This window comes from Geodermatophilus sp. SYSU D00698 (genome assembly GCF_054050335.1).
Window position 1 is genome coordinate 296,353 of sequence record NZ_JBJGZD010000002.1, and the last position, 19,998, is coordinate 316,350.

General features: G+C 76.6%; 16 protein-coding genes, 1 pseudogene and 1 riboswitch. Of the genes and pseudogenes, 9 read left to right on the forward strand and 8 right to left on the reverse strand.

Annotated elements, in window-relative coordinates; genetic code table 11:
* Positions 1 to 130: 130 nt before the first annotated feature.
* From cobN to ACI8AB_RS03210, 4 genes and pseudogenes are all read right to left on the reverse strand, one after another.
* The gene (gene cobN / locus ACI8AB_RS03195) at positions 131 to 3,754 is read right to left on the reverse strand and encodes a cobaltochelatase subunit CobN (RefSeq protein ID WP_456948919.1); all 3,624 of its coding nucleotides are present in this window, start codon (positions 3,752 to 3,754) and stop codon (positions 131 to 133) included.
* Positions 3,755 to 3,806: 52 nt separating this feature from the next.
* Positions 3,807 to 3,874, reverse strand: a riboswitch (cobalamin riboswitch).
* An 82-nt stretch (positions 3,875 to 3,956) separates the two neighbouring features.
* Positions 3,957 to 4,979 (reverse strand): iron-siderophore ABC transporter substrate-binding protein, encoded by a 1,023-nt coding sequence (locus ACI8AB_RS03200; RefSeq protein ID WP_456948920.1) that lies wholly within the window; start codon positions 4,977 to 4,979, stop codon positions 3,957 to 3,959.
* Between the two features lie 50 nt (positions 4,980 to 5,029).
* Positions 5,030 to 5,371, reverse strand: a pseudogene (locus ACI8AB_RS03205) (YunG family protein); the annotation flags it as partial.
* Between the two features lie 129 nt (positions 5,372 to 5,500).
* Positions 5,501 to 6,130 carry a TetR/AcrR family transcriptional regulator gene (locus ACI8AB_RS03210; RefSeq protein ID WP_456948921.1) on the reverse strand — a complete coding sequence of 210 codons (630 nt, stop codon included), beginning with the start codon at positions 6,128 to 6,130 and terminating at the stop codon, positions 5,501 to 5,503.
* Between the two features lie 58 nt (positions 6,131 to 6,188).
* Here ACI8AB_RS03210 and ACI8AB_RS03215 point away from each other — a divergent pair, with 58 nt between their 5' ends.
* Entirely contained in the window at positions 6,189 to 6,893 is a 705-nt protein-coding gene (locus ACI8AB_RS03215; RefSeq protein ID WP_456948922.1) for a hemerythrin domain-containing protein, read from the forward strand.
* A 41-nt stretch (positions 6,894 to 6,934) separates the two neighbouring features.
* On the opposite strand, the gene ACI8AB_RS03220 is transcribed toward ACI8AB_RS03215, so the two are convergent.
* Together ACI8AB_RS03220 and ACI8AB_RS03225 are read right to left on the reverse strand one after the other, a co-directional pair.
* Positions 6,935 to 8,800, reverse strand: a complete 1,866-nt coding sequence (locus tag ACI8AB_RS03220; protein WP_456948938.1) for an ABC transporter ATP-binding protein — start codon at positions 8,798 to 8,800, stop codon at positions 6,935 to 6,937.
* Positions 8,801 to 8,872: 72 nt separating this feature from the next.
* Positions 8,873 to 9,202 (reverse strand): tetratricopeptide repeat protein, encoded by a 330-nt coding sequence (locus ACI8AB_RS03225; protein ID WP_456948923.1) that lies wholly within the window; start codon positions 9,200 to 9,202, stop codon positions 8,873 to 8,875.
* Positions 9,203 to 9,354: 152 nt separating this feature from the next.
* Here ACI8AB_RS03225 and ACI8AB_RS03230 point away from each other — a divergent pair, with 152 nt between their 5' ends.
* Genes ACI8AB_RS03230 through cobG form a run of 3 tightly spaced genes read left to right on the forward strand, consistent with a single transcriptional unit; the run spans position 9,355 to position 12,271 of the window.
* Positions 9,355 to 10,131, forward strand: coding sequence for a DUF4383 domain-containing protein (locus ACI8AB_RS03230; protein WP_456948924.1), 777 nt, complete (start codon positions 9,355 to 9,357; stop codon positions 10,129 to 10,131).
* An 18-nt stretch (positions 10,132 to 10,149) separates the two neighbouring features.
* Positions 10,150 to 11,091 carry a pyridoxal-phosphate dependent enzyme gene (locus tag ACI8AB_RS03235; RefSeq protein WP_456948925.1) on the forward strand — a complete coding sequence of 314 codons (942 nt, stop codon included), beginning with the start codon at positions 10,150 to 10,152 and terminating at the stop codon, positions 11,089 to 11,091.
* Between the two features lie 13 nt (positions 11,092 to 11,104).
* A complete protein-coding gene (gene cobG, locus ACI8AB_RS03240; protein WP_456948926.1) occupies positions 11,105 to 12,271 on the forward strand; it encodes a precorrin-3B synthase in 1,167 nt (388 codons plus the stop codon).
* On the opposite strand, the gene ACI8AB_RS03245 is transcribed toward cobG, so the two are convergent.
* The gene (locus tag ACI8AB_RS03245) at positions 12,235 to 13,425 is read right to left on the reverse strand and encodes a glucose-1-phosphate adenylyltransferase family protein (protein ID WP_456948927.1); all 1,191 of its coding nucleotides are present in this window, start codon (positions 13,423 to 13,425) and stop codon (positions 12,235 to 12,237) included. The two genes, cobG and ACI8AB_RS03245, sit on opposite strands and share 37 nt — an antisense overlap.
* Positions 13,426 to 13,468: 43 nt before the next feature.
* Between ACI8AB_RS03245 and ACI8AB_RS03250 the strand changes: the two genes are divergently transcribed.
* From ACI8AB_RS03250 to ACI8AB_RS03270, 5 genes are all read left to right on the forward strand, one after another.
* Complete coding sequence (locus ACI8AB_RS03250; protein ID WP_456948928.1) at positions 13,469 to 14,089, forward strand: precorrin-8X methylmutase; 621 nt, start codon at positions 13,469 to 13,471, stop codon at positions 14,087 to 14,089.
* Complete coding sequence (locus tag ACI8AB_RS03255) at positions 14,086 to 15,582, forward strand: precorrin-2 C(20)-methyltransferase (protein ID WP_456948929.1); 1,497 nt, start codon at positions 14,086 to 14,088, stop codon at positions 15,580 to 15,582. The genes ACI8AB_RS03250 and ACI8AB_RS03255 overlap by 4 nt, the downstream gene beginning before the upstream one ends.
* A 74-nt stretch (positions 15,583 to 15,656) precedes the next feature.
* A complete protein-coding gene (locus tag ACI8AB_RS03260) occupies positions 15,657 to 16,847 on the forward strand; it encodes an MFS transporter (RefSeq protein WP_456948930.1) in 1,191 nt (396 codons plus the stop codon).
* Between the two features lie 121 nt (positions 16,848 to 16,968).
* Positions 16,969 to 18,504: a DUF222 domain-containing protein gene (locus ACI8AB_RS03265; protein WP_456948931.1), complete on the forward strand. Its 1,536-nt coding sequence runs from the start codon at positions 16,969 to 16,971 to the stop codon at positions 18,502 to 18,504.
* 96 nt (positions 18,505 to 18,600) lie between these two features.
* On the forward strand, positions 18,601 to 19,557 hold the full coding sequence (locus ACI8AB_RS03270; RefSeq protein ID WP_456948932.1) for an SDR family NAD(P)-dependent oxidoreductase: 957 nt from the start codon (positions 18,601 to 18,603) through the stop codon (positions 19,555 to 19,557).
* Here the strand turns inward: ACI8AB_RS03270 and ACI8AB_RS03275 are convergent.
* The coding region (locus tag ACI8AB_RS03275; RefSeq protein ID WP_456948933.1) for an integrase core domain-containing protein at positions 19,554 to 19,998 on the reverse strand (445 nt) is incomplete at its 5' end. The genes ACI8AB_RS03270 and ACI8AB_RS03275 overlap by 4 nt on opposite strands.

The window sequence follows — 19,998 nt, forward strand, 5'->3', positions numbered from 1 at the left end:
GCCCAGGAGTCGGTTCAGGATGCCCATGGAGATCGACTACCCGGCGAGCGGCCGCGTGAACCGGGCGATCGGCCCTCCTGCAGGGGCCGGCCGCGAGCTCGCGAGCGGTGGGGGGCAGGAGGGCCCTCCCTCAGGCCGGCGCTCCCGACTGGGCCGGCGTCCCACCGCCCTCGAGGTCGCCCTCGGTGTCGAGGTAGGCCTGTCGCAGCCCGGCCAGCAGCTCCGGGTCCGGCTCGGCCCACATGCCCCGGTCGACGGCCTCCAGCAGCCGCTCGGCGATGCCGTGCAGCGCCCACGGGTTGGACCGCTCCATGAACTCGCGGTTCTCCGGGTCGAGCACGTAGGTCTCGGTGAGCTTCTCGTACATCCAGTCGGCCACCACGCCGGTCGTGGCGTCGTAGCCGAACAGGTAGTCGACGGTCGCGGCCAGCTCGAAGGCGCCCTTGTAGCCGTGCCGGCGCATCGCCGACAGCCACTTGGGGTTGACCACGCGGGCGCGGAACACCCGCGAGGTCTCCTCGGTCAGCGAGCGGGTGCGCACCTGCTCGGGCCGGGTCGAGTCGCCGATGTAGGCCGCCGGCGCGCGCCCGGTCAGCGCGCGGACCGTCGCCACCATCCCGCCGTGGTACTGGAAGTAGTCGTCGGAGTCGGCGATGTCGTGCTCGCGGGTGTCGACGTTCTTCGCCGCCACCGCGATCCGCCGGTACGCCGCCTCCATGTCCGGCCGGGCCTGCACGCCGTCGAGGTCGCGGCCGTAGGCGTAGCCGCCCCACACCGCGTACACCTCGGCGAGGTCGGCGTCGCCGCGCCAGTCCCGGGAGTCGATCAGCGACAGCAGCCCCGCCCCGTAGGCGCCGGGCTTGGAGCCGAACACCCGGGTGGTGGCCCGCCGCCGGTCGCCGTGCCCGGCGACGTCGGCGTCGACGTGGGCGCGGACGAAGTTCTGCTCGGGGGACTCGTCGAGGGCGGCCACCAGCGTCACCGCGTCGTCGAGCATGGTCACCACGTGCGGGAAGGCGTCCCGGAAGAAGCCGGAGATCCGCACGGTGACGTCGATCCGCGGCCGGCCGAGCTCGTCGAGCGGCACCGGCTCCAGCGACGTCACCCGCCGCGACGCGTCGTCCCACACCGGGCGGACGCCGAGCAGCGCGAGCACCTCGGCGACGTCGTCGCCGGAGGTCCGCATCGCCGAGGTCCCCCAGACCGACAGCCCCACCGAGCGCGGCCACTCCCCCGTGTCGGCGCGGTAGCGCTCCAGCAGCGAGTCGGCCATCGCCTGGCCGGTCTCCCACGCCAGCCGCGACGGCACCGCGCGCGGGTCGACCGAGTAGAAGTTCCGGCCGGTCGGCAGCACGTTGACCAGCCCGCGCAGCGGCGAGCCCGACGGCCCGGCCGGCACGTAGCCGCCGTCGAGGGCGTGCAGCGTGGCGTCCAGCTCGTCGGTGGTCCGCTCCAGCCGCGGCACCACCTCGTCGACGGCGAACCGCAGCACGTCCGCGACGGCGGAGTCCTCGCGCCCGAGCACCTCGCGCACCACCGGGCCGACGGCGCCGATCGTCCAGCCGGCCTCCTCCATCCCCGAGACCAGCGCGGCCGCCAGCGCCTCCGCCTCGTCGGTGGCCGCGCGCCCGGCGGTGCCGTCCTCGGTCAGCCCCAGCGCCTCGCGCAGCCCGGGCAACGCCACCGCGCCGCCCCAGATCTGCCGCGCCCGCAGCATCGCCAGCACGAGGTCCACCCGGTCCTGCCCCGACGGCGGGACGCCGAGCACGTGCAGGCCGTCGCGGATCTGCGAGTCCTTGATCTCGCAGAGCCAGCCGTCGACGTGCAGGATCATCTCGTCGAAGTGGTCGTCCTCCGGCCGCTCGGCCAGGCCCAGGTCGTGGTCGAGCTTGGCGGCCTGCAGCAGCGTCCAGATCTGCGCCCGGACGGCGGGCAGCTTGGCCGGGTCCATCGCCGCCACGTTGGCGTGCTCGTCGAGCAGCTGCTCGAGCCGGGCGATGTCGCCGTAGGAGTCGGCGCGCGCCATCGGCGGGACCATGTGGTCGACCAGCGTGGCGTGCGCGCGGCGCTTGGCCTGGGAGCCCTCCCCCGGGTCGTTGACCAGGAACGGGTAGACCAGCGGCAGGTCGCCGATCGCGGCGTCGGGCCCGCAGGAGGCCGACAGCCCCACGGTCTTGCCCGGCAGCCACTCCAGGTTGCCGTGCTTGCCGACGTGCACCAGCGCGTGCGCCCCGAAGACCGACCGCAGCCACCGGTAGGCGGCCAGGTAGTGGTGCGAGGGCGGCAGGTCGGGGTCGTGGTAGATCGCGATCGGGTTCTCGCCGAAGCCGCGCGGCGGCTGCACCATCACGACGACGTTGCCCGCCCGCAGCGCGGCGAAGACGATGGCCCGGTCGTCCCCGGAGCCGTCCACGAACAGCGACCCGGGCGCCTCGCCCCAGTGCTCGACCACGGCCGCGCGCAGGTCCTCGGGCAGGGTGTCGAAGAAGCGCCGGTACTCCGCGGCCGGGATGCGCACCGGGTTGCCCGACAGCTGCTCCTCGGTCAGCCAGTCGGCGTCCTGCCCGCCCGCCGCGATGAGCGCGTGGAACAGCGCGTCGCCGTCGAGGTCGGCCACGCCGGGCAGCGCGTCGGGGCCGTCGAACGGGCCGACGTCGTAGCCCTGCCCCTGCATGGCGGCCAGCAGCCGCACCACCGACGCCGGGGTGTCCAGGCCGACGGCGTTGCCGATCCGCGCGTGCTTGGTCGGGTAGGCCGACAGCATGAGCACGATCCGGCGCTCCGCGGGCGGGGTGTGACGCAGCCGGGCGTGCGCCACCGCGGTGCCCGCCACCCGCGCCGCCCGCTCGGGGTCGGCGACGTAGTGCGTGAGGCCGTCGGCGTCGGTCTCCTTGAAGGAGAACGGCACGCTGATCAGCCGGCCGTCGAACTCCGGGATGGCCACCTGGTTGCCGACGTCGAGCGGCGAGAGGCCGTCGTCGTCGGCCAGCCACTCCTCCCGCGAGCGGGTCAGGCACAGTCCCTGGACCACCGGGATGTCGAGCGCGGCGAGCCGGCCGACGTCCCAGGCGCCGTCGTCCTCGCCGGCGGACGCCGTCGCCGGCCGGGAGCCGCCGGCGGCCAGCACCGTGACGACGAGCGCGTCGGCGGTGCGCAGCACCTCGAGCAGGTCGTCGGGGACGCTGCGCAGCGAGCTCACGAACACCGGCAGCGCCTGCCCGCCGGCGTCCTCGACCGCGGAGCACAGCGCCTCGACGAACGCGGTGTTCCCGGCCAGGTGGTGCGCCCGGTAGTAGAGGACGGCGATCCGCGGCCCGCTCCCCCGGCCCGCCCGCTCCACCACGCCCCAGTCCGGCGCCACCGACGGCGGCTCGAACCCCTCGCCGGTGAGCAGCACGGTGTCGGACAGGAAGCGGTGCAGTTGCACCAGGTTGTCCGGCCCGCCCTGCGCCAGGTAGCCGTGCGCCTCGGTGGCCACGCCCATCGGGACGGTGGACAGCTCCATCAGCTCGGCGTCGGGCACCTGCTCCCCGCCGAGGACGACGACCGGCGCGGGCCCGGCCAGCAGCGGCGCGAGCACCTCCTCGTACTGGCGGCGCACGCCGAGGATCCGGACGACGACGAGCCGCGCGCCCGCGGTCAGCTCCGCGATGCCGTCGGCGCCGAGGCGGGCCGGGTTGCCCAGCCGCCAGTCGGCGCCGCTGGCGCGGGCGGAGAGCAGGTCGGTGTCACTGGTGGAGAGCAGGGCGAACACGCAGCGTCCTCACTCGGGGTCCGCGCCCCGGGCCGTCGGGCACGGCAGCCGGAGTGTCTGGCTCCCCCGGTCACCCGGTGTCACAGTGGCGGGACCGCGCCGGGCTCGCACCGGCTTCCTGCACGCACTGCCGTGATGGGGAGACGGTACCGCCCGGACGTCCCCGGCCCCGGCCCCGTGGCCGGGGGCGGGGACGGGGACCTCAGCCGAGGACCGGGACCGCGGTGGAGGGGTCGCCGTCGGCGGCGGCGGCCAGGGCCGGCACCACCTCGTCCAGCAGGTAGGGCAGCGAGAGCGGGCTGCCGAAGCCGAGCGCGGCGGACACGTCGCCGGAGTAGCCGCCGAGCAGGACCGTGCGCCCCTGGGTCACCACGTCGAGGGCGGAGAACAGCGCATCCGCGTCGGCGTCCGCCTGGTCGTACCCGTTCACCGCCAGCACGTCCGCCTCCAGCAGGTCCAGCCGCTCCTGGCTGACGTCGGCGCTGGTGTCGGGGACGGTGAAGCCGAGGTCGGTGAAGAACTGGGTGCGCAGGTCGTCGGCGCCGAGCAGGTAGTGGCCCGAGCCGACGCCGGTGAGGTCGACGGCGAGCGAGCTGCCGGCGAAGCCGGGGTTCTCCTCGACCGCCTGCTCGAACCGGCCCTCGACGTCGTCGACGAGCTCCTGCGCCTCCTCCTCGCGGCCCAGCGCCCGCCCGATGAGCAGGGTCTGCTCCTGCCACGGGGTGGCGCCGTCGGCGTACTCGTCGGTCTGCGCGAGCGTCGGCGCGATGCCCGACAGCTGTTCGTAGACCGTCTCGTCCATGAAGGAGTAGACGCCGACGATCAGGTCGGGCTCGAGCGCGGCGACGGCCTCGAGGTCGATCTCCTCGCCGCCCACGGTCGGGATCTCCCCGTCCGGCAGCTGCTCCTGCGCCCAGGGGCGGGTCGCGGCGTCGTAGTCCCCGAGGAGCTCGCGCTCGCCGACCGGGGTCACGCCCAGGGCCAGCACGAAGTCCTGGTCGTTGAAGCCGACGGTGACCACGCGCTGCGGCTCGGTGGGGATCTCGGTGGTGCCGAACCTGTTCTCGATGGTGACCGGGAAGGCGCCGTCGCCGGTCCCGTCGGCGGCCGCGGCCACGGGCTCGTCGGCGGTCCCGCCGCAGGCGGCCAGCCCGGCCACGAGGACGGCGGCGGCCGCGGTCAGCGACGCGCGCCGCAGGCGGGTGGGGGCGGGGTGGTGCGGCACGGTCGGCTCCTGACCTCGGTGATCGTCGTCGAGGTGAGGTTAGCCTCTCCTTAGCGGACCTCCCGCACCCCGTTCCCGTCCGGTCGCGTCCGTTCCGTGGTCCGGCCGAGGGCGTCCAGCACTGCGGCGCACAGCCGGAGGCACTGGCCGCGGTCGCCGCCGTCCTCGTGGCCGGGCAGGCCGGGCGGGCGGACGACGACCCGCGGCTCCCCCACGACCTCGTGGGGGGCGAACTGCTCGCGGGTGAGGTCGACCTCGCGGCCGCCGGGCAGCCGGTTCCACCGGTGCACGCCCTGCCGGGAGCCGTCGGTCCGGCGCACCTCGGCGAGCAGCAGGTCGCCGCCGAGCAGGTCGTGCAGGACCGGCGCGGTCGCGTCGCACTGCCCCGGGGGCCGGGTCGCCGGGCGACCGGTCGGCGAGGTCGCTGTCGTCGCAGGTCTCGCGGCACCAGGCCGCGCGCACGGCGGCGGTCACCTGCTCGAGGGGAGGCACGCCCCGCACCCTGCGCGACGGGGACGACGTCAGCGCAGCAGCAGCCGGTCCAGGGTGTCGGCCAGCCAGTCGGCGAAGCGCTCGGCCGGCCAGCCGCACCCCACCATCAGCCGGGACTGCGTCGACGGCGAGAAGACCGACCACGCGACGTCGGTCGCCGCGTCGAGGTCGAGGTCCTCCCGCAGGTCGGGCGCGAAGGGACCGAGGAGGGCGGCGGTGTCGGCACGGCGCCGGCGCTCGTACTCCTCGTAGGCGGGCCGCACGTCCGGGTCGGCCGCCGCGGCGGCGGCGAAGACGTCCTGCATCGGCCGCGCCCCGGGCGCGGTCTCGAGCACCAGCCGCCGCAGGGCCGCCAGCCGGCCCGTGCGGTCCGGCGCCGCGAGCAGCTGCGCGAACGGGTCCAGCTCCCGCACCGTCCGGTCCTCGTCGGAGCCCACGAGCGCGCGGTCCACGCACGCGAGCAGCAGCGCCGCCTTGCCGCCCTGCGCGAACACCGTCGGCACCGACACCCCGGCGGCGGCCGCGACGTCGCGCATCGTCGTCGCGGCGTAGCCCCGCTCCACGAAGCAGCGGGTGGCGGCGTCGAGCACCTGCGCGCGGGTGCGCCTGGCCTGCTCCTGCCGCAGCTCGGAGCGGTAGACCCTCTTGCCCCCCGTCACCACTCGACCATACCATCACTTTATTCGTTTGAGTGGCGCTCAACCGGAAGAGGTCGTCATGACCGCTCCAGCTCCCCACCCCGCCCAGCTCCTGCTGCCCGGCCAGGCCGCCGCACCCGACGGGCCGGTGGACCTGGCCAGCATGTACGTGATGCACCGGGCGTTCCGGCGCGACCTCGACGCCTTCGCGGCCGCCGTCCCCACGGTCGACGTGGGCGACCGGGCCCGCTGGCGGGCCCTCGGACGTCGCTTCGGGCAGTTCGCGCGGTTCCTGCACAAGCACCACGCCGGCGAGGACGCGCACCTGTGGCCGCTGCTGCGCGAGCGCGGCGCCGACCCCGACGTCCTCGACCAGCTCGAGGCCGAGCACGCCGGCATCGACCCCCTGCTGGCCTCCTGCGCCGCCGGGCTGGCGGACCTGGCCGGCGGCCGGGGCGGCGAGGACACCCGGCGGGAGCTGGCGCACACCATCGCCCGGACGGGCGACGCCCTCGGCGCCCACCTCGCGCACGAGGAGCGCGACGGGATGACCCTGGTGCAGCGCCACCTCACGCCCGCGGACTGGGCCCGCCAGGACGCCGCGTTCGCGCGGGAGTACACCCTCCGCGAGACCGTGTCCGTGCTCGGCTGGGTGGTCTCGGCGATCCCGCAGGACGCCGCGGACCGGATCCTCGGCTCCACGCCGCTCCTGCCCGCGGTGGGCCGGCTGCTCGGCCGGCGCTCCGCCCGGACCGACGCACGGCTGTTCGGGGCCGCCCGGTGACCGCCGGCCCGTCCTCGCGGTGCGGCTGACCCGGTCCGGTCTCAGGCGGCCACCGGCCGGCCGAACTGGGTGCGGTGCAGTTCGGCGTAGCGCCCGCCGAGGGCGAGGAGGTCCTCGTGCCGGCCACGCTCGACGACCCGGCCGCCCTCCAGCACGAGGATGCAGTCGGCCCCGCGCACGGTGGACAGCCGGTGCGCGATGACGATCGCCGTCCGCCCCTCGAGCGCCTCGTCGAGAGCTGCCTGCACCGCGGCCTCCGACGTGGCGTCGAGGTGCGCGGTCGCCTCGTCGAGCAGCACCACGCGCGGGCGGGCGAGCAGCAGCCGGGCGATGGTCAGCCGCTGCCGCTCGCCGCCGGAGAACCGGTAGCCGCGCTCGCCGACGACGGTGTCCAGGCCGTCGGGCAGCCCGCGGACCAGGTCGGCCAGCCGGGCGCGGGCGAGGGCGTCCCACAGGTCGTCGTCGGTCGCGTCCGGGGCGGCCAGCAGCAGGTTGTCCCGCAGCGACTCGTGGAACAGGTGCCCGTCCTGGGTCACCACCCCGACGGTGCGCCGGATCGAGGCGGCGGTGAGGTCGCGGACGTCGACGCCGCCCAGCCGGACGGCGCCGGCGTCGACGTCGTACAGGCGGGGCACCAGCGAGGCGATCGTCGACTTGCCCGCGCCCGAGGACCCGACCAGCGCCACCACCTGCCCCGGCCGCACGGTGAAGGAGACGTCGTGCAGCACGTCGGCGCCGCCGCGGCCGTCGAGCCGGGCGACGTCCTCCAGCGACGCCAGCGACACCCGGTCGGCCGCCGGGTAGGCGAAGGTGACGCCGTCCAGCTCCACGGACACCGGCCCGTCGGGGACGTCGACGGCGCCGGGGCGCTCGCGGACCAGCGGCACCAGGTCGAGCACCTCGAAGACCCGCTCGAAGCTGACCAGCGCCGAGGAGACGTCGACCCGGGCGCTGGCCAGCGCGGTCAGCGGCGCGTAGAGCCGGGTGAGCAGCAGCGCCAGCGCCACCACCGAGCCCGGGTCCAGCGCGCCGCGCAGCGCGTACGCCCCGCCCAGGCCGTAGACCAGCGCGAGCGCCAGCGCCGAGACCAGCGTGAGCGCGCTGATGAACGCCCACTGCACCATCGCCGTCCGCACCCCGACGTCACGGACCGCCCGCGCCCGGGCGGCGAACCGCGCCGACTCGCGGCCGGGGTCGCCGAGCAGCTTGACCAGCGTCGCGCCGGGGGCGGAGAACCGCTCGGTCGTCTGGCCGGTCATCGCCGCGTTGGCGACGGCGGCGGTGCGGCTCAGCGCGGCGAGGCGGCGGCCGATCCGGCGGGCGGGGAGCAGGAACACCGGCAGCAGGAACAGCGCCAGCACGGTCACCTGCCAGGACAGGGTCAGCATCGCCACGAGCGCGAGGGCGAGCGTGACGGTGTTGCTGACGATCCCGGAGAGGGTGTCGCTGAACGCCCGCTGGGCGCCGAGGACGTCGTTGTCCAGGCGGGACACGAGCGCGCCGGTGCGGGTCCGGGTGAAGAACGCGACCGGCATCCGCTGGACGTGGTCGAACACGGCGGTGCGCAGGTCGAGGATCAGCCCCTCGCCCAGGCTCGCCGACAGGTACCGGCCGACCAGCCCGAGCGCGGTGGCGAGGACGGCGAGCGCGGCGATCGTGACCGCGAGGCCGACGACGACCGAGGTGGCGGCGCCGTCGACGATCGCGTCGACAACCCGGCCCGCCAGCAGCGGCGAGGCCACCGTGAGCACGGCCTCGACGACGCCGACGGCGACGTAGCCGGTGATGCGCGCCCGGTGCGGGCGGGCGAAGGCGAGCACCCGGCGCAGGGTCGCGCGGGTGACGGCGCGGCGGTCGGGACGGGCGTGCGTCGCGCGGGACAGCGCCGACCACGCCGTCATCTCCATGCTCACGCGGCGGACGCTAGGACCTCCAGTCGACTCGAGGTCAAGCGTCCGCCGGTGACGGAGCAGGAACGGTCAGGCGGCGCCCAGGGCGTCGGCGACGCGGTGGTGGGCGACGGCCTCGTCGCGGCGGCTCTGCCGCTCCAGCGTGCGGGCCAGCGCGCGGCGGGCCCACCCGTCGGCCGGCGTGAGGTCGACCAGCCGGCGCAGCGCCGCCTCCGCGCGCTGCAGCTGGGCCGAGCCGAAGTAGCTGCGGGCCAGCAGCTCGAGGGCGGCCCCGTTGCCCGGCTCGGCCTCGACGAGCGGCTCGAGCAGGCGGGCGGCCTCGATCGGCTGCCCCATGGAGAGGTAGAGGTCGGCGCGGAGGAACTCCGAGTGCAGGTCGGGGCTGAACGGCTGGGTCACGCCCGCGGAACGACGGCGCGGCGCCCGCTCTTCCCGAGACCACGACACGCCCGGCGGACAGGAGGGACGAGAAGGTCCGGAACCGGGTGCATCCGGGCACGACCGGATTGGGAACAACCGGTGTCAGCACCACCGACCCGAGGAGCACGACCATGGCCCTGTCGCTGCACCGCCACCGGACGGCCGACCGCGCACGGACCGGCGCCGCCGACCCCGCCCCGCGCACCGACGCCCCGACCGCCGCCGCCCCGACCGCCGCCGCCCCGGCCCGCGCCGAGCGGGAGCCCGCGTCCGGCAGCCGCGTCTACGCCGTCCAGCGCACCGGGGCGTTCGTCGTCGCCGGGATCATCGCCGTCTTCGGCGTCCTGGGCCTGGCCAACGGCCTGGCCTTCTTCTCGACCGAGGGCCAGCGCATCCTCGGCATGTCGTCCAACGGCCTGCTGTCGGTGATCTCGCTGGTCACCGCGGTGGTGCTGGTCGTCGCCGCCTTCCGCAGCCCCCGCACCGCCTCGACGGTCATGATCGTCATCGGCGTGCTGTTCCTGGTGTCGGCGCTGGCCAACCTCGCGGTGCTCAACACGGGGCTGAACCTCCTGGCCTTCCGGCTGAGCAACGTCGGCTTCTCCGTCGCCGCGGGCCTGGTGCTGCTGCTGCTCGGCGCCTACGGCCGGGTGAGCGGCAACCTGCCGCCCGACAGCCCGTACGCCCGCGAGCGGGACGAGGTGCCGCCGGTCCCGGCCGACGAGTACCCGTCGACGCCGGCCGAGTTCGCCGCCGAGCGGGCGATGCGCGACGCCGAGGTCGCCGTCGTCCAGCACGTGGCCTCCTTCGACCAGCGCCGCCGGGTCGCCGCCATGGCGCAGGTGACCAGCCGCAGGGAGCGCCGCGAGGTGTGGATGTCCTTCGACCGGGCCCGCCGCGACGCCTGACCCCGGCACGATGCGGGGGTGACCGTCCGCCTGGCGCACTGGCCCACCCCGCTCGACCCGGCACCGCGGCTCGCCGCCGCCCTCGGCCTGCGGCCGGGGGACCTGGCGGTGAAGCGGGACGACCTGACCGACCTCGGCGGCGGCAACAAGGTGCGCAAGCTCGAGCACCTCGTCGCCGAGGCGGCCGGGGACGGCGCGACCGTCCTGGTCACCAGCGGCGGCGTGCAGAGCAACCACGCGCGGATGACCGCCGCGGCCGCCGCGCGGGTGGGGCTGCGCGCCGTGCTGGTGCTGCACGGGGCGCCGTCGGCGCAGCGGCCCGGGAACCTGGCCCTGGAGGGCGCGCTCGGCGCCCGCGTCGTGGTGGTCGGTGGCCCGGACGACGTCGAGGCCCGGCTGGCCGCGGCGGCCGCCGAGTTGCGGGCCGCCGGCGAGGTGCCCGCGGTGCTGCCGCTGGGCGGCTCCTCGCCCACCGGCGCGCGGGGCTACCTGGCCTGCGCGGACGAGCTGCGGGAGCAGGCGCCCGACGCCCGGCACGTCGTCGTCGCGGTCGGCTCGGGCGGCACGATGGCCGGCCTGGTGGCCGGGCTCGGCGCCGAGCGCGTGCTCGGCGTGGACGTCGGCGCCGTGCCCGACCCGGCCGAGCGGGTGGCCGGCCTGGTGAGGGCGCTCGGCGGGTCCCCGGAGGGGTTGCGGCTGCGCCGGGACCAGGTGGGCGACGGCTACGGCGCCCGCACCGACGCCGCCGTCGCGGCGCTGCGGACGGCGGCCCGCACGGAGGGGCTGCTGCTCGACCCCGTCTACACGGCCAAGGCGCTGGCCGGGCTGTCCGCCGCCGTGGCCGACGGCTCGGTCCGGCCCGGCGAGCGGACCGTGTTCGTGCACACCGGCGGGCTGCCGGGGCTGTTCGGGCACCCGGTGGCCGCCGAGCTCGCCGCCGGGGTGCTCGACCCGTCGTAGCCTCGCGGGCGCGATGACCTCCTCCCGACCGCGCGCCGACGCCTGCCCCGGCGCGCTGCAGACGCACCCTGCGGCCGACGGCGAGCTCGCCCGCGTGCGGGTGCCCGGCGGCCTGCTCACCGCCGCCCAGCTGCGGGTGCTCGCCGCCGCCGCGCGCGACCTCGGCGACGGCGCCCTGGAGATGACCAGCCGGGGCAACCTGCAGCTGCGCGGGCTGGCCGCCGGCGCCGCGCGGGAGCTCGGCGACCGGCTCGCCGGCGTGGGCCTGCTGCCCAGCGAGACGCACGAGCGGGTGCGCAACGTGCTGGCCAGCGCGCTGACCGGCCGCGCCGGCGGGCTGCTCGACGCCCGGCCGTGGGTGGCCGCGCTCGACGCCGGCCTGTGCGCCGACCCCGCCCTCGCCGCGCTGCCGGGCCGCTACCTGGCCACGCTCGACGACGGCCGCGGCGACGTGTCCAGGCTCGGCGGCGACGTCGGCCTGCTGGCGCTGTCGCCGTCCTCGGTCGCGCTGCTGCTCGGCGGGGCGGACAGCGGGCTGCGCGCCGCGCCGGACGACGCCGTCGGCCTGCTGCTCGCCGCCACCCGCGCCTTCCTCGCCGAGCGCGCCGCGCAGGGCGGCACCGCCTGGCGGCTGACCGAGCTCGACGACGGGCCCGCGCGCGTCGCCGCGCGGCTGGGCGGCGCCCCGGCCGCGCCGGCCGCCGTCCCCGCCGCGCCGGACGCCGGCCCGGTCGGCGCGGAGACCCAGGCCGACGGGCGGACCGCGCTCGTCGGCGTCGTCCCGCTCGGCCGGCTCTCCGCCGACCAGGCCGACCTGCTCGCGTCGCTGGCCGGCGGGGTGCAGCTGACCCCGTGGCGCAGCGTCGTCGTGCCCGACCTGGCCGAGGACCGCGTGGACGACACCGCCGTCGACCTGTACCGGACCGGCGTGGTGTTCGACGCCGACAGCCCCTGGGCGCGGGTCACCGCGTGCGCCGGCCGGCCGGGGTGCGCGAAGTCGCGGGCCGACGTCCGGGCCGACGCCGCCGCTGCGGTCGCGTCCGGGACCGTGCCGGAGGGCGCCCGCGTGCACTGGGCGGGCTGCGAGCGCCGCTGCGGCCGCCCCCGCGGCGAGGTCCTCGACGTGGTCGCGACCCTCGACGGCTACCGCGTCGGCTGGTCCTCCTCGGGGTCCGGGTAGCGGGCCCCGGGGGAGACCTCGGTGCCCTCGGGGACGGACACCGCGCGGCCGACCAGCGTGACGTCGCCGTCGCCGCCGATCGTGGCGCCGCTGCCGACGTCGACGCGGTCGTCGACCACCGCGCGGGTCACCGTCGCGCCGGAGCGCACCCGCACGCCGGGCAGCAGGACGGAGTCGACGACGGTCGCCCCGGCCTCGACCACGACGCCCGGGGAGATGACCGACCCGCGCACGTTGCCGGACACCCGGGTGCCGCCCGACAGCAGGCTGTTCTCGATCTGGCCGTCGTCGAGGACCCGGGCGGCGCTGTGCCGGCCGCCGCGGGTGTGGATCGGCCAGCCGGGGGCGTCGAGGTCGATCGGCGGCTCCTCCGACAGGAACTCCTGGTGCGCCTCCCAGTACGCCGGGACGGTGCCGACGTCCCGCCAGTAGCCCTTGAGCGGGTGCGCCCGCGCGCCGCCGTCGCGGGTCTGCGCCGGCAGCAGGTGGGTGCCGAGGTCCTCGAGGCCCTCCTCGCCGACCTCCGACCGCAGCTGCTCCAGCCGGTCGAGCGTGGGCCCGGGGTCGAAGACGAAGACCTCGTTGGTGGCGGTGGTCGTCGCCGGCTCGTCGGGCTTGTAGGCGTAGTCGGTCACCCGGTCGCCGTCGACCTCCACGATGCCGTAGCGGGCGGCGTCGTCGGCGGCGACCTCGGTGGTCACCATCGTCACCTCCGCGCCGGACTGCAGGTGCGCCTCGGCGACCTCGCGGTAGTCGAGCTCGTAGACGGCGTCCGCGCTGACCACGACCAGCGCCTCGGGGCCGAACTGGCGGATCAGCTCGGCCTGCCGCCACAGCGAGTTCGCCGTCCCCGTGTTCCACCCGCCGCGCTCGGTGCCCTGGAACGGCGGGAGGGTCATCAGCCCGCCGGTCGTGCGGTCGAGGTCCCAGGGCCGGCCGTTGGCGAGGTGGTCGGCCAGCGAGGCCGGGTGCTGCTGGATCGACACCCAGACGTCGGGGATGCCGGAGTGCTCGCAGTTGCTCAGCGGGAAGTCGATCAGCCGGTACACCCCGGCGAACGGGACGGCGGGCTTGGCGCGGTGCTCGGTGAGCAGCTGCAGGCGCCCACCGGCACCACCGGCGAGGACGAGGACGAGGAGGCGGGGAAGGGCCATGCCCCCGGCTACCCGCTCCGTGCGCGACGTAGCCTCCTGCCCGATGTACGAGTACGAGAAGGACGGCGCCGAGATCTACCGGCGGTCGTTCGCGACGATCCGCGCCGAGGCGGACCTCGCCGGCCTGCCCGAGGACCTCGCGCGGGTGGTCGTCCGGATGATCCACGCCTGCGGCCAGGTCGACCTGGCCGCCGACGTCGCCGCGAGCCCCGACGTCGTCCGGCTCGCCCGCGAGGCCCTCGACGCCGGCGCGCCCGTCCTGTGCGACGCGCAGATGGTCGCCTCCGGCGTCACCCGCCGGCGGCTGCCGGAGGACAACGACGTCGTCTGCACCCTCGGCGACCCGCGCGTGCCGGCGCTGGCCGCGGAGCTCGGCACCACCCGCACCGCCGCTGCGCTGGAGCTGTGGCGCGACCGGCTCGACGGCGCCGTCGTCGCCGTCGGCAACGCGCCCACCGCGCTGTTCCACCTGCTCGAGATGGTCGCCGCCGGCGCCCCCCGCCCGGCCGCCGTCCTCGGCATCCCGGTCGGCTTCATCGGCGCGGCCGAGTCCAAGGAGGCCCTCGCCGCCTCCGACCTGCCGTTCCTCGTGGTCCGCGGCCGGCGGGGCGGCAGCGCCGTGGCCGCGGCGGCGGTCAACGCGATCGCGAGCGACGTCGAGTGAGCGGGCGCCTGTACGGGGTCGGGCTGGGCCCCGGCGACCCCGAGCTGGTCACCGTCAAGGCCGCCCGGCTGATCGCCGCCGCCGACGTCGTCGCCTTCCACGCCGCGCAGCACGGCCGCTCGGTCGCCCGCGCGCTCGCCGCCCCCTACCTGCGGGAGGGGCAGGTCGAGGAGCTGCTGGTCTACCCGGTCACCACCGAGGGCACCGACCACCCCGGCGGCTACCAGGGCGCGATCGACGAGTTCTACGAGGCCGCCGCGGCCCGGCTGGCCGCGCACCTCGACGCCGGCCGCGACGTCGTCGTGCTCGCCGAGGGGGACCCGTTCTTCTACGGCTCCTACATGCACATGCACAAGCGGCTCGCCCACCGCTACCCGACCGAGGTGGTACCCGGCGTGACCAGCGTCAGCGGCGCCGCCGCGGTCGTCGGGCGGCCGCTGGTGGAGCGGGACGAGGTGCTCACCGTGCTGCCGGGCACGCTGCCCGCCGACGAGCTCGCCGAGTGGCTGGCCACCACCGACTCGGCCGCGGTGGTGAAGCTCGGCCGGACGTTCGGCCGGGTCCGCGAGGCGTTCGAGGCCGCCGGCGTGCTCGACCGGGCGCTCTACGTCGAGCGGGCCACCACCGACCGCCAGCGGACGATGCCGCTGGCCGACGTCGACCCCGCGACCGTCCCGTACTTCTCCCTGGCGCTGCTGCCCTCGCCGCTCACCGGGACCACGCCCGCCCCCGCGGACCTCCCGGACGCCGCCCCGCGGACCGGCGAGGTCGTCGTCGTCGGCCTCGGTCCCGGCGCCCGCGGCTGGACCACCCCCGAGGTGGCCGACGCGCTCGCTGCCGCCGACGACCTGGTCGGCTACGGCCCCTACCTGGACCGGGTGCCGGCCAACCCGCGGCAGACCCGCCACCCCAGCGACAACCGGGTGGAGGCCGAGCGGGCCGCGCACGCGCTGGAGCTGGCCCGGTCCGGACGGCGGGTCGCGGTGGTCTCGAGCGGCGACCCGGGCGTGTTCGCCATGGCCGCCGCGGTGCTCGAGGTGGCCGCCCGGCCCGAGCACGCCGGCGTCCGGGTGCGGGTGCTGCCCGGGCTGACCGCCGCGCAGGCGGTCGCGTCGCGGGTCGGCGCGCCGCTCGGGCACGACTTCGCCGTCATCAGCCTCTCCGACGTGCTCAAGCCGCTCGACGTCGTCCTCGACCGGCTGCGCTCCGCGGCGGCGGCCGACCTGGTGCTGGCGCTGTACAACCCGCGGTCCAGGGCGCGCCCGCACCAGCTGGCCAAGGCGCTCGACGCGCTGCGCGAGGTGCGCGAGCCGGAGACGGTGGTCGTCGTCGGCCGGGACGTCGGCGGGCCGGAGGAGGAGGTCCGGGTGACGACGCTGCGCGACCTGGACCCGGAGACGGTGGACATGCGCTGCCTGCTGCTGGTCGGGTCCTCGCAGACGCGGGTGACGCCGGCCGGGCAGGTCTACACGCCGCGCCGCTACCCGTCCTGACGGGAATGCCGGCCGGATCGGTGGCCTTGGCAACTGTCGTGCCCCGCCTCCCCCGTCCGGTCGCGTTCTGGTCGGTGGCCGGACTCCTCGTGCTGGTGCTGGCCGCCTCCGGCGTGCCGTCGCCGCTGTACCGCGTCTACCAGGAGCAGTTCGGCTTCGGCGCCGGCGTCCTGACGCTGGTGTTCGGCATCTACGCCTTCGCGCTGCTCGCCGCGCTGCTGGTGGTCGGCAGCCTGTCCGACCACGTGGGCCGGCGGCCGGTGCTCGCCGCCGGGCTGCTGCTGCAGGCGGTCGCGATGGCGGTCTTCCTCGCCGCCGACGGCGTGGGCTGGCTGCTGGCCGCACGCACGCTGCAGGGGCTGTCGACCGGCGCGCTGACCGGGTCGCTCGGCGCGGCGCTGCTCGACCTGCAGCGCCCCTCGGCGCGCCCGCTGGGCGCGCTGCTCAACAGCGTCTCGCCGGGCCTCGGGCTGTCACTGGGCGCGGTGGGCGCGGGCCTGGCGATCGAGGGGATCGCGGAGCCGACGCCGTGGGTGTTCGGCGTGCTGACCGTGGCCTTCGTGCTCGGCGCGGCCCTCGCCTGGCTGCTGCCCGAGACCTCCCCGCGCGTGCCCGGGGCGCTGGCCTCGCTGCGCCCGCGGGTGGAGGTGCCGCGGCCACAGCGGCGCGCGTTCGCCGTCGGGGTCCCCTGCCTGGTCGCGCTCTGGGCGATGGGCGGGCTGGTGCTGTCGCTGGGACCGTCGCTGACCGCCGGTGTGTTCGACGTGGCCGACCACCTCGTCGGCAGCCTGCTCATCCTCTGCATGCAGGGCGCCGCCGCCGTCGGTGGCGTGCTCGCCCGGGACGTGCCGCCCCGCCGGGCGATGGGCGGGGGCTGCGTCGTGTTCGCGGCCGCCGTCGCCGGCCTGCTGGTCGCTCTGGTCACCGGGACGCTGTGGCTGTTCTTCGTGGCCTCCGGGCTGGCCGGCCTGGGCTTCGGCGCCGCCTTCCTCGGCACCGTGGCCACCGTGACGGCGGGCGTCGAGCCCGGCCACCGCGCGGGGCTGCTGTCGAGCGTCTTCGTCGTCGGCTACCTGGCGTTCAGCATCCCGGCGATCGTCGCGGGCATCGCCTCGGGCGCGGTCGGGCTGCGGCTGACCGCGGTGGTCTACGGCGCCGTGGTGATCGTGCTGGCGCTGGGCGCGGCGGCCGGCCTGCGGCTGTCGCACCGGCGCACCCCGGCGACCGTGCCCGCCGACGAGCCGTCGCAGCCGCTGGCCGCCTGAGGGCCGGTCGCTGGGCGCCCTTTCAGCTGTCCCTGGGATCAGCACCGCCTGCCCGTCATGGTCAGCATCGTGTGCCGCTGACCTGCGAGAACTGTCGTACCCCGGCCGTAGCGTGCGGGGTGTGCAGGAGGTCGCCGGCCACGTGTCGCCGCTGGAGCGCGCGCTCGCCGGCTGGCTGCTCGAGCGGCCGGTGTCGATCCCCCGGCTGCCGGTGGCGCTGCTGTCGGACGAGCAGGCGGCCGCCGAGCTGCAGCGGGTGCAGGCGCGCAAGGCGATGGAGGCCGCCTACGAGGCCGAGCTGGTGCTCCGCCTGGCCGAGGCCCGCCCCGCCGACACCGACCCCGCGCCCGGCACGCCTGGCACGAGGAGTGGCTCCTGGGCGCCGGATGCCGAGCTGCCCGGGGTGGCGGAGTTCTTCACCGCGGAGCTGGCGGTGGTGCTCAACGTCGGCCGGGGCACCGCCTCCCACCTCGCCCACCGCGCGTGGACGTACCGCTCGCACCTGCCCGGCACCTGGGCGGCGCTGGCCGCCGGCGCGCTGGACGAGGCGCGCGCCAGGGCGCTGGTCGACGTGCTGGAGCACACGAGCGCGGCGACCGCCCGGACGATCGAGGCCCGGCTGCTGCCGAGCGCGACGCAACTGACGGTGCGCAGGCTCAAGGACCGCGCGCTGGCGCTGCTGCTCGACGCCGACGGCGAGGCAATCGACGGCCGCCGGAAGCAGGCCGAGCGGCACGCCGACGTGCGGCTGTACGACTGCCCCTTCGACGGCATGGCCACCCTCGCCGCCGACCTGCCCGCCGACGTCGCCGCGGCCAGCTTCGCGTTCGTGGACGCACTCGCCCGGATGCTCAAGGCCGACGGGGACGAGCGGCCGATCGGGCAGCTGCGCACCCTGGTCCTCGCCGACCTGCTGCAGCGCCCGTGGGAGACCGGCCGCCCGCCGGTGAGCGCCCACCTGCAGGTCATCGCCACCCTCGCCGCGCTGGCCGGCCGCAGCAGCGAGGCCGGGGCGGTGAACGGCCTGCCGATCACCGCCGCCCACCTCCGGGAACTTCTGCAGCAACTGGAGGCCCTCGGCGTCCGGGCACCGGAGGGCGGCTCGGTGACGCTGGCGCTGGTCGACGACGACGGCACGCTGCGGGCCACCACCACCCTCGACCGGTTGCGTCGGCTGGCCCGCACCGGCTGCGCCGACCACCCGGCCGACGCTGGAGTCGAGCAATCGGCCGAAGCCAGCGGCGACTGCGACTGTGCGGTGCTCGACCGCCCGGCCGCGACCGACGCCTACGCACCCTCCGCGCCGCTGCAGCGGTTCGTGCACACCCGCGACCGCACCTGCCGCTTCCCCACCTGCGGCCAGCGCGTCGGCTGGGCCGACACCGACCACGTCGTCCCCCACGCCGCCGGCGGCGCCACCGACTGCGCCAACCTGTGCTGCCTGTGCCGCAGCCACCACCGCCTCAAGACCTTCGCCCGCGGCTGGCGCTTCCACATGAGCGCCGACGGGACCCTCACCGTCACCACGCCGTCCGGGATCACCCGCACCACCCGGCCACCGGGCCTGCGACCGCCCCCGACCGAACCCGACCCGCCGCCGGACCATCCCGGACCACCGTCACCGGCCCACCCGGACGACGACCCGCCACCGTTCTGATCCGAAGGACCAGCCGGGGGTCGCTCGCCCCGCCGCGCGACGAGCCGACCCCCTGGATGACCGCCTGCCCCGGGCACATCCGGGTACCGGGACGGCATGGGCAGCGGTCCGGTCGTCGTGGTCACCGGTGGGTCGAGCGGCATCGGGCTGGCCACCGCACGCCTGCTCGCCGAGCGCGGAGCGCGGCTGGTGCTGGCCGCCCGGGGCGCCGACCGGCTGGCGGAGGCCGCCGCGCAGTGCACCGCCCTGGGCGCCGAGGTGCTGACCGTCCCGACCGACGTGACCGACCCCGGCCAGGTCGAGCGCCTGGCCGGCGCCGCCGTCGAGCGCTTCGGCCGGATCGACGGCTGGGCCAACGTCGCCGGCACCAGCCTGTGGGGGCCCTTCGAGGAGATCCCGCTGGCCACGCAGAGGCGGCTGCTCGAGGTCGACCTGCTCGGCGTCCTGCACGGCTGCGCGGCCGCCGTCCCGCGGATGCTGACCTCCGGCGGTCCCGCCGTGATCGTCAACGTGGGGTCGATCGCCGGACGGGTACCGACCCCGTGGGCGGCCACCTACACCGCCGCCAAGTACGGGGTCGCGGGGCTGACCGAGGCGCTGCGGCACGAGCTGGGGATCCGCTCGAGGATCGCCGTCTGCGCCGTCCACCCGCCCTTCACCGACACCCCCACCGCCCGGGCCTCGGGCAACCGCACCGGTCGCACGCTGCGGCCACTGCCGCCCGTCATGCGCCCCGAGCGGGTGGCCGAGCGGATCGCCGGCCTGCTCGCCGACCCGCGGCGGTCGGTACGCCCCGGCCTGCAGAACGTCCTCGCCGCCGCCTACCCGCTGGCTCCCGACCGGGTCGGCCGGCTGACCGCCCGCGTGCTCGGGCGCCACCTGCTGCGCGCCGGCCGCCCGGACGGCCCCACCGACGGCGCCCTGTTCACCCCCTCCCCCGGACCGGCGCTGGTGCGCGGGGACTGGGGCGGTCCGCAGCGCCGCCGGGGACGGGTCGTGGCGGGCACCGCCGGGCTGGCCGGTGCGGCGGTCTGGGCCGCCACCCGCCGCTAGGTGTTCTGTCCCGCGAGGTCGTTGACGGGGATGCGGCCGATCGGTGGCCGTCCGCCGAGGGCGCTGTGGGTGCGGTGATGGTTGTAGGTGTGCAGCCAGCCGGGCAAGGCCGCGGCCCGGTCTGAGCTGGAGTCAAACGGGCGCGCGTAGGCCCATTCCTCAAGCAGCGTGCGGTTGAACCGCTCGGCCTTGCCGTTGGTCTGCGGCCGGTAGGGCCGGATCCGGCGGCCCTCGGCGCCCAGGTCGGTCAGGGCCTGGCGCCAGGCGTGGCTGTGCCGGTAGGCGAAGGCGTTGTCGGTCATCACCCGCTCGAGGCGGGCGATGCCGTGCGCGGCGAAGAAGGCTGCGGCCCGGCGCAGGAAGCCGGCGCAGGTGTCGGCGCGCTCGTCGGGGTGGATCTCGGCGTAGGCCAGCCGGGTGTGGTCATCGACGGCGCAGTGC

Coding starts and splice junctions, on each gene's coding strand:
- ACI8AB_RS03215 (WP_456948922.1), top strand. CDS start 6,189: ATGACCGCTCCAGCTCCCCACCCCGCCCAGCTCCTGCTGCCCGGCCAG.
- ACI8AB_RS03270 (WP_456948932.1), top strand. CDS start 18,601: ATGGGCAGCGGTCCGGTCGTCGTGGTCACCGGTGGGTCGAGCGGCATC.
- ACI8AB_RS03250 (WP_456948928.1), top strand. CDS start 13,469: ATGTACGAGTACGAGAAGGACGGCGCCGAGATCTACCGGCGGTCGTTC.
- ACI8AB_RS03245 (WP_456948927.1), bottom strand. CDS start 13,425: ATGGCCCTTCCCCGCCTCCTCGTCCTCGTCCTCGCCGGTGGTGCCGGT.
- ACI8AB_RS03230 (WP_456948924.1), top strand. CDS start 9,355: ATGGCCCTGTCGCTGCACCGCCACCGGACGGCCGACCGCGCACGGACC.
- cobG (WP_456948926.1), top strand. CDS start 11,105: ATGACCTCCTCCCGACCGCGCGCCGACGCCTGCCCCGGCGCGCTGCAG.
- ACI8AB_RS03220 (WP_456948938.1), bottom strand. CDS start 8,800: ATGGAGATGACGGCGTGGTCGGCGCTGTCCCGCGCGACGCACGCCCGT.